The sequence below is a fragment of the Shimazuella sp. NTD247 genome (assembly GCF_059510415.1).
Map to the genome: position 1 here is coordinate 647142 of NZ_JCAJZU010000001.1, position 19232 is coordinate 666373.

Annotated in this window: 18 protein-coding genes and 2 pseudogenes; 8 read left to right on the plus strand and 12 right to left on the minus strand. The window is 37.2% G+C overall.

The genetic code is table 11. From position 1 onward, the window contains the following. Positions 1-92 precede the first annotated feature (92 nt). A complete protein-coding gene (gene nrdJ / locus AC5WOC_RS03245) occupies positions 93-2339 on the minus strand; it encodes a ribonucleoside-triphosphate reductase, adenosylcobalamin-dependent (RefSeq protein WP_496053941.1) in 2247 nt (748 codons plus the stop codon). 358 nt (positions 2340-2697) lie between these two features. Here nrdJ and AC5WOC_RS03250 point away from each other — a divergent pair, with 358 nt between their 5' ends. Next, positions 2698-3207, plus strand: coding sequence for a hypothetical protein (locus AC5WOC_RS03250; RefSeq protein WP_496053942.1), 510 nt, complete (start codon positions 2698-2700; stop codon positions 3205-3207). 25 nt (positions 3208-3232) lie between these two features. On the opposite strand, the pseudogene AC5WOC_RS03255 reads toward AC5WOC_RS03250, so the two are convergent. The 4 genes and pseudogenes from AC5WOC_RS03255 to AC5WOC_RS03270 all read right to left on the minus strand — a co-directional run. Then, positions 3233-3438 (minus strand): annotated as a pseudogene (locus AC5WOC_RS03255) (dTDP-4-dehydrorhamnose 3,5-epimerase family protein); the annotation flags it as partial. 162 nt (positions 3439-3600) lie between these two features. Then, on the minus strand, positions 3601-3927 hold the full coding sequence (locus AC5WOC_RS03260) for a c-type cytochrome (protein ID WP_496053943.1): 327 nt from the start codon (positions 3925-3927) through the stop codon (positions 3601-3603). Positions 3928-3939: 12 nt separating this feature from the next. Then, on the minus strand, positions 3940-4791 hold the full coding sequence (locus tag AC5WOC_RS03265) for a cytochrome c oxidase assembly protein (protein WP_496053944.1): 852 nt from the start codon (positions 4789-4791) through the stop codon (positions 3940-3942). 910 nt (positions 4792-5701) lie between these two features. Beyond that, positions 5702-6337 carry a trypsin-like serine peptidase gene (locus AC5WOC_RS03270; protein WP_496053945.1) on the minus strand — a complete coding sequence of 212 codons (636 nt, stop codon included), beginning with the start codon at positions 6335-6337 and terminating at the stop codon, positions 5702-5704. Positions 6338-7028: 691 nt separating this feature from the next. Between AC5WOC_RS03270 and AC5WOC_RS03275 the strand changes: the two genes are divergently transcribed. Both AC5WOC_RS03275 and AC5WOC_RS03280 read left to right on the plus strand, forming a co-directional pair. Next, on the plus strand, positions 7029-7586 hold the full coding sequence (locus AC5WOC_RS03275) for an IS110 family transposase (RefSeq protein ID WP_496053946.1): 558 nt from the start codon (positions 7029-7031) through the stop codon (positions 7584-7586). Further along, positions 7540-8247 (plus strand): transposase, encoded by a 708-nt coding sequence (locus AC5WOC_RS03280; RefSeq protein WP_496053947.1) that lies wholly within the window; start codon positions 7540-7542, stop codon positions 8245-8247. The genes AC5WOC_RS03275 and AC5WOC_RS03280 overlap by 47 nt, the downstream gene beginning before the upstream one ends. An 859-nt stretch (positions 8248-9106) precedes the next feature. Here the strand turns inward: AC5WOC_RS03280 and AC5WOC_RS03285 are convergent. Then, the gene (locus AC5WOC_RS03285) at positions 9107-9385 is read right to left on the minus strand and encodes a hypothetical protein (RefSeq protein WP_496053948.1); all 279 of its coding nucleotides are present in this window, start codon (positions 9383-9385) and stop codon (positions 9107-9109) included. A 154-nt stretch (positions 9386-9539) separates the two neighbouring features. Continuing rightward, a pseudogene (locus tag AC5WOC_RS03290) lies at positions 9540-9690 on the minus strand (Tn3 family transposase); the annotation flags it as partial. 176 nt (positions 9691-9866) lie between these two features. On the opposite strand from AC5WOC_RS03290, the gene AC5WOC_RS03295 reads away from it, so the two are divergent. Together AC5WOC_RS03295 and AC5WOC_RS03300 are read left to right on the plus strand one after the other, a co-directional pair. Next, positions 9867-10322: a hypothetical protein gene (locus AC5WOC_RS03295; RefSeq protein ID WP_496053949.1), complete on the plus strand. Its 456-nt coding sequence runs from the start codon at positions 9867-9869 to the stop codon at positions 10320-10322. Between the two features lie 314 nt (positions 10323-10636). Then, positions 10637-11002 carry a beta/gamma crystallin family protein gene (locus AC5WOC_RS03300; RefSeq protein ID WP_496053950.1) on the plus strand — a complete coding sequence of 122 codons (366 nt, stop codon included), beginning with the start codon at positions 10637-10639 and terminating at the stop codon, positions 11000-11002. Positions 11003-11209: 207 nt separating this feature from the next. On the opposite strand, the gene AC5WOC_RS03305 is transcribed toward AC5WOC_RS03300, so the two are convergent. Continuing rightward, entirely contained in the window at positions 11210-12409 is a 1200-nt protein-coding gene (locus tag AC5WOC_RS03305) for an oxalate decarboxylase family bicupin (protein WP_496053951.1), read from the minus strand. Between the two features lie 187 nt (positions 12410-12596). After that, entirely contained in the window at positions 12597-12758 is a 162-nt protein-coding gene (locus AC5WOC_RS03310; RefSeq protein WP_496053952.1) for a hypothetical protein, read from the minus strand. A gap of 78 nt (positions 12759-12836) precedes the next feature. Between AC5WOC_RS03310 and AC5WOC_RS03315 the strand changes: the two genes are divergently transcribed. The 3 genes from AC5WOC_RS03315 (at position 12837) to AC5WOC_RS03325 (ending at position 15838) form a co-directional block, all read left to right on the plus strand. After that, the gene (locus AC5WOC_RS03315; RefSeq protein WP_496053953.1) at positions 12837-14375 is read left to right on the plus strand and encodes a recombinase family protein; all 1539 of its coding nucleotides are present in this window, start codon (positions 12837-12839) and stop codon (positions 14373-14375) included. 28 nt (positions 14376-14403) lie between these two features. Then, the gene (locus tag AC5WOC_RS03320) at positions 14404-15363 is read left to right on the plus strand and encodes a UDP-N-acetylmuramoyl-tripeptide--D-alanyl-D-alanine ligase (RefSeq protein ID WP_496053954.1); all 960 of its coding nucleotides are present in this window, start codon (positions 14404-14406) and stop codon (positions 15361-15363) included. Positions 15364-15544: 181 nt separating this feature from the next. Further along, entirely contained in the window at positions 15545-15838 is a 294-nt protein-coding gene (locus tag AC5WOC_RS03325) for a hypothetical protein (RefSeq protein WP_496053955.1), read from the plus strand. A gap of 184 nt (positions 15839-16022) precedes the next feature. Here AC5WOC_RS03325 and AC5WOC_RS03330 read toward each other — a convergent pair whose 3' ends face one another. The 3 genes from AC5WOC_RS03330 to AC5WOC_RS03340 form a co-directional block, all read right to left on the minus strand. Then, complete coding sequence (locus tag AC5WOC_RS03330; RefSeq protein ID WP_496053956.1) at positions 16023-17006, minus strand: ketoacyl-ACP synthase III; 984 nt, start codon at positions 17004-17006, stop codon at positions 16023-16025. A 125-nt stretch (positions 17007-17131) separates the two neighbouring features. Next, positions 17132-18331, minus strand: coding sequence for a cytochrome P450 family protein (locus AC5WOC_RS03335; RefSeq protein WP_496053957.1), 1200 nt, complete (start codon positions 18329-18331; stop codon positions 17132-17134). 199 nt (positions 18332-18530) lie between these two features. Then, positions 18531-19142 carry a YczE/YyaS/YitT family protein gene (locus AC5WOC_RS03340; RefSeq protein WP_496053958.1) on the minus strand — a complete coding sequence of 204 codons (612 nt, stop codon included), beginning with the start codon at positions 19140-19142 and terminating at the stop codon, positions 18531-18533. Positions 19143-19232: the final 90 nt, after the last annotated feature.

Genomic DNA, 19232 nt, shown 5'->3' on the forward strand with positions numbered 1-19232 from the left:
GGTTCTGCCTTCATTTGTTGTTGAGATTAATACTTTTCTTTTCAAATAAAAAAAGATCAGGCGTTACAATACCTGATCAAATATATAGTTTATTATCGGATAGGACAAACTCCACCCTTACATTCCCCAATCACATCACTGTCATCGTCTACTTCAATCTTGATATCACCTAATAGTTCCCAAGGTTTTGCTACTATTTTTGTTTTCTTGTGTTCATATTCTTCCTTTGTTATTGCTTCTAATGGCATTTGTGGATACGTATTTGAATCATGTGGTAAAAGTGAAGTGGATTTCAGTATTTGCTTGGACTGCTCTAAAACAGTTGCTATCTCCCTAATGGTTTGCTGCTCATTGCCTTCCACCTTATTAAAGGTCAAAGTAGCAGAAACAGCGTTATCCGACCAATGTGACTGCAATAGAGCTTGTACTGCTGATTGTTCGTAAAGTGGAACATCATTTTCTGCTTGAAATTCAGGATGTTCTGCAGTAGGTGCTTTGATAGGAAACTCAACCACATACGTATGAGGATCGATATTGTAACTACCATCTTCACGAAAACCAGCAACAGCTGGTTCAATATAATAACCACATTCCTGTAGTACAGGTATCAATGGAGAATTGGCAGAAAATCGAACCCTGCGAATCATATATCTGGACCAATGCCAATGCATTCCTGCACTAACTCCCATGAGCAGAGAAATGGATCCAGATGGTTTGATCGTTGTTAACTTAATCGAAGGTCTAGCTCCTAGTTCTTCCGCATGAATTTCATTCGTGTCCTTTACAACACCATACAAACGATCCAAATCCTTTTTCACTTCATCATGAAAGATTGGAGTCTTATTTTTATCAAATCCAACTACTGCTCTATTCCCATATTTCATCAATACCCAGTCAGCGATTCCAGTAATGCCAACACCTAATCGCCGATGTTTTTCAATGATGCTTCTGGTTACTTCCCATTCATAGTTTCGAAACGTAATTCGGTAAGCATAACGGGCAGCAAGCCATGCAGCTTCATTATAAAGATTTTTATCTTCTTTCCCTGAATTTATCCATTCATGAATTTTAGGCAGATTAATTTCAAATAAATTACAGGGAGAAGCGTTTGGAAGTGTAATCTCGCCACATGGATTAAATCCTTCCACTTCCCCATCAATATCTTTTTGAAATCCATCCACAATTCTTCCATGGTGTTTGGAAAGATCAATATTAACGATTCCTGGTTCCCCGTTATAGTAAATATTGCTCGCCATTTCCTCCAATTCATTGGTTGTGATGTTCTCATCAATTGCCACACTATTGTTTGAAGCCCATCTCCACTGACTAGCCTCCTGATTTTTTTCTAAGCTATAATTTTTCGATTCGATAAAATCTTTATCTTCTTGATCACCTATCAAAATAAGAGCAGTTCTTCTGACATTTCCAGCAACAACACAACAACCAATGTTTTGAATGATGTCTCCCCACTCTACTGCGGTAACTTGAGCATACACTCTACGGTTTATAATTTCATTTACTTTTTTAAGCATAACTACTAATGGCGCTGGTCCTGATGCAACTCCTCCAAAACCTCTTATCTCTGATCCTCTCGGACGGACAGCAGAAAAATCCAGTGCAACTCGATTGTCATTACCAATGAAATGAGAATCAATCACGAGTTGTAAAGCTTCCGCCCAACCTTCTCTGCTATCTTTTACTAGATGAGCTCCGATCAGTTCATTTTCGGTAACCCCTGCCTCTTTTAATTCGCTTTCAAAGTCTTCGTGAGTGTTATCGCATCGCAATGCCAACTCTATTTTGTTTTTTACCAGCGGCATCTCATTGGTATTTTTTCTTTGCAGGTTAATACCAACACCACCGCCCTTCATCGCTTGGTCAAAGGTAAAAACAGCAGGCATAGAAGGAAGTAATTCATTTTCCGATCCAATAACTGGATGAATTTTGCTTTCTCCATATTTTTGCGGGCGCATGGAGATAAACCAGCAATTATTTTCCGCATCTCCAATCTTTTCTGCATAATCAGTACCTGACATCCACAAACCACGACCAGGAGGCGTGATAACCAAATTAAACATTAAGTGATAAAACCTTTCCATCTCTTCTTTCAATGCTGTTTCTTTCTCTGAATCCCATCTTCCTATTTCTTTTAAGCGATTCTCTTCCAGCTTAAAATTACCTTCCGTTACTCGTTTGACGGTTTCCCACCAAGCTTCTTGTGTTCCATCATCTTTTTTTCGAGAATACGTTCGTAAATAAACCATATATCCAAGCCCGTCAAAACCCCATTTTGGATTTCTGCCTTTATACTGTTCTAAAAACCCATCTGTTAATTTCATACTTTTTTGATACCTGCCTCTTCTAATCACTTTATGTGTATTTCTGAATAAACTATATGTAGTACTATATGAGTATACACCATACTATATATGGTGTGAAGTAGGAATTCAAAGACAGAAAAGTCTAGAAAATTTCTTTCACTCTGTTTATAGTTAAGAGTCCAATTTGATTATAAAAAGCAACCTGACCTTTTCGTAATCAATAAATTTCCATTGATAAAAAAGCAGAATTATTCCTATACTTGAGAATCAAAACAAACATAAATATACGTTTCCTATTATCAAAATCGTAATTGTTAATTTGAAAACAACAACAGAAAAAACCCACTGTCTGCCAACAAAAATAGGAGTGATTACCATGGCAATTCATGCTATTTTTGCATTTACTCGTCATTTAAATCCATTAACTTGGTATATTCGAGCGATTTATTTAATAATCATCTGTTATTTTTCTTATAAGCGTAATTTTACTGGATTAATTATCCCTTCTTTGTTTATGGGTAGCAGTATAGCATGGTTTATGTCAACAAATACCATCGATTCCAACATTCAAACTGGTCTTTCCTATGAAAAAATATTACTTGATACTCCTTTTTCCGCCATCATTACTATCTTTGTGTATACAATCTTTGTTATTTTATTAAGTATCGCTTTTTGGAAACGTTCTTTAAAAATAGGACTCATCACCTTGAATGCAATACTCATCGGAAAAATGATAATGGGATTGATTTTTATCAAAGATACTGGTTGGTCTCCTATTAGTGCTACTATTTTTGGATTAATCATTGTAAACAGAATCGGGCTTTCTTTATCACGAAAAATGCAAAGACAAAACAACTCAACTTCCCCAAAAAAAGAGACTCTCTAGTATAGTCTCTTTTTCCATATCGATATTATCGGCACTTCGTCTCCCAATCAAATCCGATACTCGAATCATCATAAGCAATTCGATATTCATCCGGATCACTTGCATGATATGATTCTGTGGTAAAGTAAATAATCACAGCAGGTTCTTGACCCGATATCCATGTGCTATTCCAACGGGAATAAGTAGAATTGATTGATTTTCTTCTCCCATATAAAAAACATCTGTATTTCCAATAGATGTTTTTTTGTTATCTTCGTTAACGGGTATAGTTAGCCAGTTCCGCCTGCTAATATGAGTCCTTTCATTAATTTTCCTCCCTTATTTCTAAGATATTCTCTCTATCTGAATCGATGAAGAGCATAAAAAAAGACACCTGTTTTTGGCGTCTTTTTTTTATTTTTTATTGGATAGCCATGCGGCTAATTTTTCTTGATCTGCTTTCGGGATAAAAGATTGAGACGGCATGCTTCCTTTACCATTTTTCAAAATAGCTAATATCTGCTCCTTGGAGTATTTTTGACCTGCATGTTGCAGAGATGGACCATACCCACCTTCCAAATTCCCGCCATGACACGTGGAGCAATGATTTTGAAATAAAGTATCTTCCGCAGAGACTTGCGTAGTAGATTTTTGATCTTCATTTTTTTTGGTAGCATTGCTACAAGCAGCGAGAAGTAGAATAAGACCCATAATCATTGGGATGTACCAACTTTTATTCAATACACTCTCTCCTTATGATTCATCTGTAGCCAATTGAGATTTTTTCCATTCCAATAACTCTTTTTCATCTTGTTCCCTTTGTATACGAAACCATCGAGAAAACACAAGAGCAATAGCAGTGATATAGACGACTTCTTGCGTTATTTTCATGATAACTCCACCTGTTTGTTGATCCTGAAGCGGAGACATGATAGAAAAAGATGACATTTGACTGTACATTGGGTAGATTGTACTATCTGCAAACATAATCAATGCGCATGCTGGAGTTAATAAAACACCATTTGCGAATATATAAGCAAGTTTATGTAGAGGTTTTACTCTGTCCATTTCTTCTACTGGACATATCACGGGCCACCACATACACAATGCAGAGAGCAACAAAATAGCATGAGAAATATTATGATACAAATGATTCTTCATAATAAAATCAAAAACAGCCGGAACATGGTATACAGAAAGTAGACCATTAAATACAAAGAGGATAATTAACGGCTTTGTGAAAAAATTCAGAAGAACACGAAACACACTTATTTTTAATAGAGGACGCACAAACCATCCTGGAATTCCTAACAATAAAAGCGGCGGCATAACAATATACAAAATAGTCATCTGAGCCATGTGCATACTAAACAATTCATGGGCCATCAAACTGATTGGGCTACCTTCCGCTAAATAGTAAAAAATTAATCCAACTATGAAAGAAAAACGATGTAGTCCCTTCACTTTGGTGGCACTTGGAATAAATTTTACCAGCGGACCTGTGATTAAAATATATGCCAATGCAATTGCAACAAACACTAGATTCAATACAATATCCCAGTTGCTCGCGTAGAAGAATAGTTGAGTAAATTGGGATCCATTCATGCCTGAATCCTCCTCTCTTCGTCTACAATCGATATCTATCTTACCATCTATACGTTATGATTTCCATCGTGCATTGTTAAACTTTCTCAACAATTAGCGTGAGAAAATAAAAAAAGAATAGGTGTACTTTTTCATTTAAAAACCATACCTCATTTCAAAATGAAAAATGTCTTAATGGGGTCGAACCACATGCCCATCAAGCTTAGACGTCTGATTAGACGACTAGAAAAGTATCGCAGGATTTCTTGGTACTGTATTCAAAAATTAGACATACCAAATAAGCCTTAAGTAGGCTTGTTCATTTTTTGCAATTATATAACTTGAATTGGGTTACCTTAATCAATTAAACACCCCATCTTTTCCTTTTTTAAATCCTTAAAGAAAGAATAGCGTGTTTTTTGTTTTGGTGAATTTTATATTAATTGAACTTTTTAACCTGGGAATCGATTCAACATTCCAAAATTGATTTGTATCCAGCACTCGTTAAACGCGAGTGCTGGAGGACGGCCAAGACGGAGGGACTCCTACACCCTCTGCAGTGATGTAGACCGATACATCATTATTCTGCAAAATCTAGCTATGCCAGACGTCTCTTGACAGGTACTCTACCCTCCACCCATCCAATGTAAAGTATAATATACGAAAACAAGAATTTTCAAGTTAATTGTTTATGAATTCTAAAAATACATGCCGACAATGGAAGTATGGTGGTCAGGTAAACTCTTCAAATATATTTCTAATAGGATAATAGAAAAGCTATTTTACTTTTCTTAACTTGATGGGCTATGTACAATGACCCCTAAAAATAGCTAACAAGCTCCTCCTTTAGTTGTTCTTTGATGTATGATTTACTTTTCTAACTGCCGACGGATCAACCGAGAGAAACATTCTCAGTTGATCCGTCGGAATACTACTCTGATGCCTCATTCCACTGTGCGATTTCATTCAGCGAAAAGGCATTGAAGAGAAAGAACAGAGGCCCGTCATCACCTCGATCGAACACACCGTAGGCTTCAGACTGACCGATTCCTTTGGTGTAGAACAGGGATCCAGATTGCCCATGGTATGCAGGTCCACGCATTCTCAGGAAACCATGGTAGTTCCCATCCACGGTCAGCGGGTATTCCCACATTTCGAGATGAAACTTATCAGGAGCGGCAGGGTCAAATACCTCCCCTTGATGGTTTCCCGGGAATCCTGAGGTATATACCTTATCCCCCTTCGTCCCCGAGAAGGTGGCAACCTTAAAGGGTTCCCTCTCAACAGAGTGGCTGAGGAATACAGCTGCGTAGTCGTACATACCAGAGTCCGGGTTGTACCGAGAGCTTTTGGCGATTCCAGAAACGCTTAGCTCCTGATACCCGCCCTTCTTCTTCGGCATGAATAGCCATGTTTTTTCGGTATGACCGTCGAAACAGTGGGCTGCCGTGAGAACGACTCGCTTACTGACCAGAAATCCGGAACACCCCTCTCTTCTTGGGCAAATTACACTTGGTGACACGGATGCTGTTTTAGGCTTCTTCTTTCCCTTTGCAAATCTTCTCATGATTAAGCTTTCCAACTTCTGCACTTACAGTTCTTGTACCGTACATTTTTTTAACGCCTGAGATTATACATACTCATCAATTGGCGGTTTTTTTCTCATTGATCGACCCATCAAACTGCGTTATCTTTAAATGAGAAGATTGCTCTGATCCGGTTAGATCCCAAACCCTAGAAATGAGAAATGATGGTTAAGGATGATTTCGACGACTTCCCCACCAGTGAGCCTAACATAGACACGAACCACCGAAAAATTTGGCACATAGATGAGACAACTTATATACAATATCAACGCAACGGTAACCGGTACAAGATAGTTCTGAGAGGTGGATATGAATACGTAACTGACTACCAGAAACGCCGTATATATAAGAGAGAACCAAATATCCCCAAACTCTAAGGTTTATGGACCAGCTGCGAAATTCGCAACTGGTCCACCTACTTTCACATCCTTGTAGGTTAATATCGTTTATAGACAAGGCATCAAGCCTGATCTAATCTAAAATTAGGGTACCTTTTGGGGAGATTCATCACATCCTCGCGAGATTTCTGATCATTGCTGGTTTGAGACTAATTCCCCAAAATGTTCCATCTACCTATTAGACGATCTTTAGGGCGTAGTGTTGAGATATACCGAATCTACAAGGCCATCGCAACGGTAGATAAACCCAATCACAACGATGGAGAGGATGTTCATGAACTATTTTGTAGGGATTGATCTAGCTGATCGTAAACATGATGTCTGTATTCTAAATTCCATTGGTGAAATTCAGAAGAAATTTGTTGTTCCCCATTCTCCAGATGGGGTTGATCAGGTTCTACATGAAATTCGTATCTTCGGGGCGTATCTTCATGACGTGATTATCTCAGCTGAAACCTCGAAACACTTATTCATCCAATATCTGCATACTTTAGGATATACGGTTTACTCCATCAATCCGAAAAGCGTGGATCGTGCTCGTGACCGTTTTTCCCCAGCAGGTGCAAAAGACGATACAAGAGATGCTAGAGTTTTGGCAAACTTAATCCGTACGGATCAACATCGGTATTGTCCCCTTCGCATGGATAGCTCAGATCTCAAAGAATTACAACTTCTCGTTCGAGATCAAGAGTCTCTGGTGTCTCTAAAAGTTAGGATGGAAAACCAGATCACTAGTTGCTTGAAAAGCTATTATCCGCAAGTTTTGGAATGTTTTTGCAAGCTGGATGCTGGATCAAAAAATAACGATTCATTTCCTACAACTTTTTCCTGATCCAGATACGTTTTCTCGATCCGATTTCACCACACTGGAAGAATTTCTAAAAAAACATCGACACCCTCACTGGAAAACGAAAACAGAAGAACTCTTTGCTCTGGTAAACCAACGACAATTTCCAGTAGACTGCGCAACGATCCGTGCGAAAAGTCGTTTACTAAAGTCCCTTTTAAGCCAATTGGAGCTGTTTCTTCAAGACATTCAGCAGTATGACCAGGAAAAAAAGCGCTTGGTAAAGTCTCTTCCTGACAGTAAGATGTTTCTTGCGCTCAAAGGTGTCGGAACCAATTTGGCTGCCAGGATTCTAGTGGAGTTTGGTGATGATCGCTCCTATTACCTAAACGCCAATGCAATTCAATGGGAAGCGGGAACTGCTCCTGTTACTACGAAAAGTGAAAAAAAACGCTTTGTTCACTTTCGAAGAGCTTGCAGGAAAACCTTTCGAAATACCATGCAGCAATTTGCTTTACAAATGGTGAAGTATGAGCCTTGGAGCAAAGAAATGTTCCAAAGACATCGAAAGCAAGGCCGTGGAACGAGTGAATGTTTCAGAATTGTAGCCAACACATGGATACGCATTTTATTTGCTATGTGGAAGAGAAAAATCCCCTACGATTCAGCTATTTTCCTAGATTCAAAAGCTAGAAACGCTGCTTAATATGGAATGTGTAATACATATTTTTATGTGGGTTTTATTTCCATTAAACCCTCTAGTTTCTTGGTGCCTTTTTTCTTTGTCTGCCACTGATTTTATTTTTCATTGGATATTGACTTAGGGCGTCTTAAACGGCACTAACTCATGATAATCATTTCTGCATATCACCTGGTAATGCTTAATTCTACGATTGATGTAGTAAACAATTCCTTTTCTACCGTTTTTTAATTTGATTTTGTCCACTTCTATGAGAATTGAAACCATTCGATCAACTCCTGTGACAAAATAAAAAAGCCGTCCTATGAACGACTCTCATCTAATGACTTCCTTATATTCGGGTGGCTGTGCTGCTACAGTTTGCGAAGTAGCGCACAACCTTATTCCTAATTATAGCAGGCAGGGCACCTTCCGCTGACCTCCTGGATCGAACTCTTGACGACCAGCTGTTCCCAGTAGAGTTTCACGTCAATCCAACTTTCCGGAACTGGAGCCTTGACATGTTCCTTACCGTGGACAGTAACAGTCAGGCGAATGGTACCACCCTTGATACAGATGTTCATTCCACTAGCAGTTACTCCATAATGATGAATTTTCTTCATTAGGTAACCCTTAAATAGTTAGAAACATGAACAACTTTATTTTATTCCATATTGGTATAGTCTGCAATTGATTATTTAGAAAGTTTGGATACATGGGATAGTAGGGGTACCAGGGAGATACGTGTAGAAATAGGACATATCCTAGGAATATTTCCCAAAGTGGCACTTCAATGCGCGAATCGATGCCTTAACGTGTAGATAATCTGATATGTTGTATCAGAGTTTAGAAAGATTAACCAAACTACTCTCCAATACGTTTGACCTTACAAATCACCACACCATTGTGTTTGATTTCCTTGGACATTCCAATCGAGAGATGCTCTCCAGTCAAAATGTTTGACGTTTTCCCGATAAAACCAGACATTTAGTCCGTTTCCCCAGATCATAAAATCGTTTTCTCGTTCAAGGAGTAGAGTATAACCATCACCCAAGTCTCCGAGCACCTTAGGAGGTTGGGGAGAGTACTTGAGATTTGTAGGAAGATCGCTTTCCACCTTCCAGCGTTTTTTGAGGGAAGGGTACTTCAGATCAATTTCCTTCATGATGTGAGTACTCTCAAAATCCCAGACTGTATTTCCGTCTAGATCCATTATAGAATAAAACACCTCTCTGTTCATCAATACTATCGACTCGCATGGGATTCTTATTATTCCATTATGATCTGATTATTTCAGCAACATATTCTTGAACATGTTAGATTTTGAGCGTATTGATATAGACCAAGCAATTTTGCAACAAGTGAAGACTAAGGATGGGGTTGATCCTTTTGGATTTCTCCCCCTTTTCCATAAAAAATAAAGTCACTGCCTGAATGCCAGTTTTCCACGACATTTAGTCCAGCATGGACTCCGATACACACTTCTTCGTTTGCTGGTTCTAAATTTAATGGATTACTGATCACAACAGCTTGACAAGAAGAACTCCTCACTGAATTTTCTCTGCAATTTAGATACATGCCCATCTCCAGTTGGGTCGTTTCCGAATAAGATAGCGAGGAAGAGCGATACATTGGAGGGAGAAAAGGTGAAAGCTACTACTCTTGGAAAAGCTGCAAATATTATGCAAAGTAGACTTATGTCAGGTAAACCAAACCTGCCTGTACATGAAATCAATTTTGCCCGGTTTCGTGCTTTAAAATCTCATCAAATTTATATATATACCAGACAAAGCAAGTGGGAAAAACAACTTGCAGCTATTCAAAAAGTGCGCCCAATTGCTGTTGTTATCCCAAATCACCTTAATGCAAGAGGAATTCCATCTAGCGTAGCAATAATTCGCGCGAAAGATCCATATGCAGCATATTGGAAAATCGCTTTATGGAATTGGAAACTAATGAATCCAAAAGTTATTGGCATAACAGGAAGTGCAGGAAAATCAACCACTACTGCAATGGTGGCTTCGATTCTTCGAAATCACTTTCGAATGGTACGCACGGATGGAAATCTAAATACATTTACGTTTTCTTGTTACCAGTGTTGATAATTAGAAATAATTAACTGAAAAATATACTATATTTTGAATAAATGTTATAATAAAAATGCTGAAAAACTCAAAAAGGAAGTGTTTCTCATCAGAATAATTATCCTGACTCCAAACGAATGGAATACTACAGAAGAAAATTTGAAATTAACCATGACAGAGTTACGAACGTAAAGTGTGGAAAAAGAGGGATTACCCCTCTTTTTTTAATTCGTTAACCTTATCGGCTAACATTGCCACATAGACAAATTCCAATTTTTGGGTAATAATATAAAAGGGTGAATTACCAATAAATTGAAATTGGAGTTGTTCCGATGAAAAAAAGTATTTCCCTTGTTTCCTCTGCTGTAGTCCTTGCATGTTCTCTTATTCCAGCGGCTGCGTTTGCACACAACAATCACAAGCACCATCATTCTTGTGTAACGCTGTATGAACATGTAAACTTCAAAGGTCGTTCCATCAGATTTTGTGCGAATGATAGCACACTAGTTGATAACAATTGGAATGATATTGCATCATCTGCTAAAGTTTCCGGCGGTGATGGTGTAGTGTTATACGAACACATCAATTATGAAGGACATAAATGGAGACTGGAGCCAGGAAGTTACTCCGATTTCACCAAGAAAAAACTTAGACATGGGACTTGGAATGATATCGTATCCTCGCTGCGTATCAGATAAATAGTGGGATTCCTGTATCAATTAAAGAAAATTGCACCTTCAGAAGTACTTTAGACACAAATAAACCAACTACTTGTATGTTAAGTAGTTGGTTTATTTGTGTTATATGGATGAAACCATATTTCGGAATTCAATAACCATTTATAGAACTGGCGCATAGATTCATATGTCTGACTTAAGACGATTTTAATATTCCACTTCCACACTCTATTTTTTATTTTTAGGATAATAGGTAAACGGAGGGTACTTAACAACTGGAGATTTCTCCTTGTGCAATGAGTCAATCAATTTTGCATCCACATTTAAATTGCTTTCTATTAATTCTTTAGGAGTTAGTGCCATCCATTGATTTAAAGATACATCTTCAAATCGATCGCTTTTAAACATCTCAAGAAACCAAAGACTTTCCTCTCCTGTATTTTGAATATAATGCCCAAAGGCAAACGGCACATATCCTACATCTCCAGCTCGATAATCAAAAGTTCTAGCAGCTCCATCTCCTGCAAAAACAGTCATACGTCCTTGACCAGCTAAATAATATTGCCACTCATCGTTATTCGGATGCCAATGCAGTTCTCTCATTGCACCTGGTTTTATTTCTACCAAAGCAGCAGCAATTGTTTTCGAAATAGGAAAATTAGTGGAATCCACAATTCGTACTGTACCGCCAGAAGTTACAATGGGTTTTTGTGCAAGTAATTCATGTTTAAAACTTAGTGGTATCGTTCCATATGGAGATATTACTTCTTGATTTTCCAATGATTCAGGAACTTGATCTTGATAAATATATACTTGCTCGTCAGGAATACATTTAAAATCTTTTTTTGGTACGCCAAAATTTGCTGATAATACATCTTTTGGTGTATGTGCAAACCAGTCTGAAATAGACAAGGTATTTAAGTCAGAAAAACTCCCATCATCAAAAACAAGCAAAAATTCACATCCATTCTCTAACCCTTGGATAGAATGTGGAATGCCAGGCGGAAAATACCACAGATCACCAGTTCCTATGTCTGCTATGAAATTTCTGCCATTTTGATCTACAGCTGTAATTCTTGCACTTCCCCAAATCATATATGACCATTCTGCTTGTTGATGCCAGTGCAACTCTCTTACTCCACCTGGTGTTAAACTCATGTTTACCCCTGCTAAAGTTGTGGCAATTGGAAGTTCTCGCTGAGTTACCTCTCTTGACCATCCTCCATGATTGAGTTGCATGTGTGCATCTGAGAAAGAAAACCTTAGATTTTGCACAAGCCCATTATCAGTTTTTGGCGGAACCAATAAATCCGGATTTTCTAAATCTCTCCAAATATTCCGCGGACCATAATCTGGTGCACCTGCACCATCTTTGCGTATAGGTTCTGGTATTCGATAGGAAGAATCTGAATCTGAACGCTTACTCATTCAGAACCCTCCTTTCATTTTTTTACATTGATTATGCAAAATTAGAATGTCTCATACCTTTCAATCCTGATGAGACCAAATAAGCACGGTAAAATTATGTTTTCTGATTTATTACACTGACGCAGATTGGATTGAAAATGTTGTCAAATATTCAGATGAAAGAAATAGAATGAATATAAAGACGATCTTAACAAGGATCGCTTTTATTTCTATTCATCCATAATAACCATATCTGACGCTTTATTTCTTCTAACCTTTCCATTCTCTCTTCATTCGTAATTTGTGGTGCAACAACGTATATGGTCGTACCTCCTATTCTATATTCTTTGCTGGATTGATGATCTTGCATATGGGATCACCTCAATTTAAACGTATGCAAGATCACTCAAAGGACAATCACATTATTTCAAAGGTGTGGATTTTCATTATGGAAAGAGTAGCTATTTATCTGCGGAAATCGAGAAGTGATATAGAAGCAGAAGCACGAGGGGAAGGAGAAACACTTGCAAAGCACAAAAAAGCATTATTACAAGTAGCACAACAACAAAAAATAAATATTGTTAAAATCAGACATGAAATCGCTTCAGGTGAAAGTCTTCTCCACCGTCCTGAGATGATGGAGTTACTAAAAGAAGTAGAAGCAAATACATATGATGGTGTCTTGGTTATGGACATGGATCGTCTAGGCCGTGGGAACATGAAAGAACAAGGTCTTATCTTAGAAACATTTCGCAACTCCAATACAAAAATCATTACACCACGTAAAACCTATGATCTTCAAGATGAATGGGATGAAGAATACTCGGAATTTGAAGCATTTATGGCTCGCAAAGAATTAAAAATCATTACACGTCGTCTTCAAGGAGGACGAATCCGATCAGCTGAGGAAGGAAATTTTATTGCGACACGTCCACCCTACGGTTATCAAATCAAAGAAGACTCCAATGGTCGATATTTAATACCAGATATGAAAACAGCTCCGGTTGTGAAAATGATATTTGATTGGTATACAAACGACGATCCTCATGAGCGTCTGGGATCAAGTAAAATTGCTGATGTATTAAACGCGCAAGGCATACGAACATATGAAGATAAATTATGGAATGGTTATTTAGTAAGAAACATCTTAAGAAATGCTGTTTATGCAGGCCGATTGCAATGGAAAAAAACAAAAACAGCACAAACAAAAAATAAAAAATTGGGTTCTGTGAAAAGACCAAGAGAGGACTGGATTGATGTAGAAGGCAAACATGAAGCCCTGATTACAATGGATACATACAAAAAAACACAGCTCATCCGAAATACTAGGAAACATGTTCCCTATAAATCATCAAATAATGTTGCAAATCCATTGGCTGGACTTATGGAATGCGATAACTGCGGGTCCTCAATGACATTAAAAACATTCTCCAACCAACCTCCCCACCTCTATTGTTACAAGAGAAAGTATTGCAAAAATAGAAGTACCCGCTTCTCTCATGTTGAAAACAGAATAATTTCCGTACTGAATCAGTGGTTAGAACAGTACGAATTAACATGGAATGCATCTGGCCTGCCAATCAACGAACGCTCCATTGTCGAACTAAAAGAAATAACACTAGTGAATTTGCATCAAGAAATAAAAAACTTGGAATTCCAAAAAGATCGATTACATGATTTATTAGAGCGCGGTATTTATGACAAAAACATCTTCTTCAAACGATTACATTTTATTACTAATCGAATCGAAGAAACCTATTCAATGATCCAAAAAACGACAAATGATCTAACCAAAGAAAAAGAACGTTTAAAAGCAAAAAAAAATATCATCCCACGTGTAAAACATGTTTTGGAAATTTACGATCAATTAAATGATCCTGCACAAAAAAATTCCTTATTAAAAAGCGTACTTGAAAAATGTACCTATAAAAAAGAAGAACATCAGAGAAATGACCAATTTACATTGACTATTTATCCGAAGATTTAATGTTTTTATTTACTGGTATAAAGAAAATGTGAATACATTATCATTTTTACCAAATTATCTTATTCGTTTAAAAAATCAACATAATCTTCTTTTGTTAGAAATTGGAATGAAAAGTTTAAATAACATAAGACGACAATGCAACATCGTTAAACCGCATATCGGTGCAGTTACCAATGTCGGAGAGGCTCATGCGGGCAGTCTAGGTGGGCTGAATAAAGTTGTCAAAGCAAAACAAGAACTCGTCGAAGGTGTTCGTTCTGGTGGAGTATTGTATATTAATGGAGATGATGAACGAAGCAAACAGCTCGATTTAAATCGTTCCAAAGCAACCATACGTACCTTCGGATTAAATTCTTCAGCAGATATTCGTGGAGAAAATATTAAATATTCCACAAAAGGAATAACTTTTGATGCAATTGTAAAAGGAAAAAGAGCAAATATTTATATTCCGACTTATGGTAAACACAATGTCTACAATGCCCTTGCTGCAATTGGCATTGCCACAAGCATGGGAATATCTATGGAAAGTATCAAAAAGGGATTGGCTCGATTCCAAACCCCAAAAATGCGGTTGCAAGTACTGCACGGCAGATCTGGTCGAATTTTAATCAACGATGCTTGGAACGCAAATCCTACTGCCATGCGAGCCGGATTAGGGGTATTACAGCAAATAGCAAGCAAACGACCCCAGGTTGCTGTTTTAGGCGATATGCTTGAACTAGGAAGAATATCAAACCAATCTCATGCTTCAATCGGTCAATATGCTGCAAAATTAAAGATTGATCAACTGATAACGATTGGGAAGCAAGGTAGAAAAATCGCAGAAAGTGCAATTAAGAATGGTCTAAGTCCTAAGAAAGTATTTTCATTTTATCGTCATGCTCCTCTTATTGCCCATATCCGAAACAAAGTTCCGGCAAATGCTGTAATTTACTTCAAAGCTTCTCGCAAATTACATTTGGAGAAAGTCGTACAATCGCTTCGTTAAAAAAAGCCATTCACAAGGATGGCTTTTCTTCTTTTAAAAAAACGCCAATGCAGTGGAAATAGTAATGGTTCTAAGTATTAAAATACAATATTGTTCTTTCTTAATATTCTGTTGTCCTTCTTGCGGCTACCCGATATACTAAAAAAGACAGATAAACATCTACCGATCAACTGGAGTAACGATGGAAAACTTGGATAGAGCAACATGCAACGAGATCATTGCAGAAATGAGCAAGGGATCTCGCGAGCTGAAGGCACTAGTCCCTACCTTGAATGCTGTGGGAGGAGTTTTTACTCCAGAATTTGTTCGTGGTGTGCTTAGAATTTGGTTTGTTGCTTTTAAAAATAGGTACAGTAAACTCAAGAATGCAGACGAAAAGGCAAAGTTTGTCGAAGAGGTTAGAAAAACGAACGACTTTGTTATCATTGCGTCTGTACTCAAGAAGATTGGAATGGATGTAGAAGACTACATGTAAACATGTAAAAAGGGTTTGCAAAAGGGAAAAACAATCACCTCTTGCAAACCCCCCCACTTACGAAATTTCGTGCATTGTATTTATTACAATAGATAATTCCAATAAAAATAGTCAAATAGCTAAATGAAAAATTAGGTGTAAAGTTATTTTAGTTTTTATCACAAACTTGTTTTCATTGATGTTTCTATATCCCCCATCGCAAAAGCGTATGCGAATAAACAAATCCCCCGCCAAAGCCAGAAAGCAAAACAAGATCGCCTTTTTTCAATTTTCCTTGCTGCTGTGCTTCTGCTAAGGCTAATGGAATGGTAGCAGAAGAGGTGTTTCCAAAATACTCTCCGCTAAATAGTACTTTCGATTCATCCATCTCGATACGATTACAGATTGCTTGTATAATCCGCAAATTAGCACTATGCGGTGCAAACCAGTTTACATCTTCGATTTTATAACCAGCCTGCTCGATAAAAGATGGAATCGTATTGGATAAAGTAGAAACTGCTAGTTTAAATACTTCCCTTCCATTTTGTACAATTTGCTTTTCTTTTTCTAACGATTCTCCTTCTATATGATTTGCTAGATTAGATACATAGAGATGACGACCAGCTTCTCCTTTGGTACCATGTTCAACATGCAGGAAAGCCTGGCCATCTAATGTCCTCTCTACCAATGCCACTCCTGCCCCATCACCAAATAAGACACAAGTCGTACGATCTTCATAATCTGTTATTTTTGATAATGTCTCAGCACCTACTACAAGCGCCTTTTTACATTGATTGGTAGTCACCATTGCATTTGCCACGTTGAGCGCATACGTAAATCCTGCACAGGCAGCACTGACATCCATTGATCCACAGAACGGAATAGAAAAATAATTCTGAATTTGACTTGCTACACTCGGAAATAAAAAATCTGCTGTGGATGTTGCTACAATAATCATATCCACACTCGCTATATCTACATCATACGAAATCTGTAAGTTTTCTACTGCTTTGATCGCCAAATCACTCGTAAACTGTTCTTCTTCTGCAATTCTTCTTTCTCTCATTCCTGTTCTTCTAACAATCCATTCATCATTGGTCTCCACAATCTTTGATAAATCATCATTTGTTAGCTTTTTTCCAGGTACATACGCACCTAAAGCTGATATTTTTGCATGTGATAATAACATAAGTATAAATCCTCCTTGGTCTTGCATCATCAATCTTAATATTCAAATATATATTATAATAAATGTTTTTATCTATAAAATAAATAAATAGAAAAAGGACTTTCTAGAAAGTCCTTTTTCTATTCTTAAAACTTTACAGGTAATTCAACAAAGCCGCGCAATAAAAATCCTGGGCGGTAAGTTAATTCATCCTCTTCGATAGCTAATTTTAAATCAGGCATACGCTTTGTTAATGTCCGAAGAGCTATGTCTCCTTCTAGCCTTGCCAGTGGCGCACCAAGGCAATAATGGATACCATGTCCAAAAGCATAATGCTTTAACGGAGAACGGTGAATATTGAACTGGTCTCCATTTGTTATTAACTCTTCATCCCTATTAATTGATGCAAGCACAATGAACACAGTATCGCCCTGTTTTATGTGCTGACCTTCTATTTCTATGTCTTCGTTTGCCCATCGTGATGTTGCTATTTCTATCGGGCTGTAAAATCGGAGTACTTCTTCAACAGCTGAAGGAATTAGATCATTGTTTTGTTTTATTGCTTGCCATTGTTCTGGATGTTGCATAAATGCATAAACACTATTGCCTATTAGATTCACAGTGGTCTCATGGCCAGCCAAAATGAGTAGAAGAATCATACCAAATAATTGTTCTTCTGATAATTTCTCTTTTTCTTCTCTTGCTAGAATCCATGAAGAAATCAAATCATCTCCTGGATTTTTTGTTTTTAATTGAACCAATTTTTTTAAATAGGAGAAAAGTAATTTGCAATACGTCTCTCCTTTTTTTATTGCGACTGGATCATTCATCCCTTCTATGATTATATTGGACCAAATCTGAAAATCTCTCCTATCTTCACTAGGTATACCCAGCATATGAGCAATAACTAGAAACGGTATCGGGAAAGCAAAATCTTTGATCAGGTCAAATGATTTTCCGTTTTCCTCTATATCATCGAGCAATTGATTGGTTATTTTTTCAATTAATGATTGCTGTTGCTTAATGGCTGTAGGGGTAAAAGTCGGTTGGACAAAACGTCGTAGCTGGGTATGGTTAGGTATATCGGAATTCAGCATATGACTCATGAAAAATTCGCGGTAATCTTCAAGGTATATCCGATAATGATTTTTCTCTGGAAATACATGAGGATCTTTTATAAATCGCTGATCCATCATTATTTCCAAAGCATATTTGTACTTTGTTACTAACCAAGCATGATCGCCACTTGGAAGATGGATTGGAAAAACGGGGCTGTCTTTACGCATTTGGGCATAATGCTGATGAGATACCTTTTTAAAATCGGGAGAAAAAATATTAATATTCATTTCATTCCTCCTATTACCATATTATTGGCAATATAAAAATTATACTAGATGAAGCAAATATTTTCTTTTACTTTATGTATCAATTCCCTACCTTTTTGTATAAAAAATAAGAGTACCTAATAATTTCTAGTAGATACTCCCTCTATGAAAACAATTAAAATGAATGTTGTATTTTTGTCATAGAACCAGAAGATCCAATTTATACCGGACAATCATCTCCCTTCTTTATTCCTTGCCAAATCATGATAAAAAATTGAATCAACGGACCAAATAACAAAGTAAAAATAATCGTACCAATTCCAATGGATCCATGCATATAACAAGCGAATACCAGAGCCAATAGCTCACCAATTGTTTTTGTAATCATAATTGGCAAATGAAATCGAAAAGATAAAGCAAACATCAATTGATCAACAGGCGTTGGTGAATAATCAGATATAAGATAAATGGAAGCACCAAAAGATGCAATACATAAACCTGTCCAAAAAACAAACATCTGAAAAATAATGGTGGAAGGATTAAATCTCAGTAATTGGAGCCACCAATCAATGAATAACGCTACGATAGTAACAGTGATGAATGACGAATAGGTTGGCTTTCTGCCCCACAATAACGCATTGCACCAAATGAGAATAAATCCAATGATAAAGATCCAAAAACCAATCGAAAATCCTGTCTTATGCGCAAATCCAACATATAGAGCTTCCCAAGCTCCCGTTCCCAAATGTGATTGAATCACCATCGATAAACCAAATGTTTTAATCAATAATCCTGTTATATATTGAATGAATCGACTTTTTGATTCTTTCATCAAGCATCCGCCCATTTATTGTTTATCACATATATATGTTTCAACGGATTAGGTAAGAACAAGCCCCTTAAGATTCTTACCTTTTGTTTT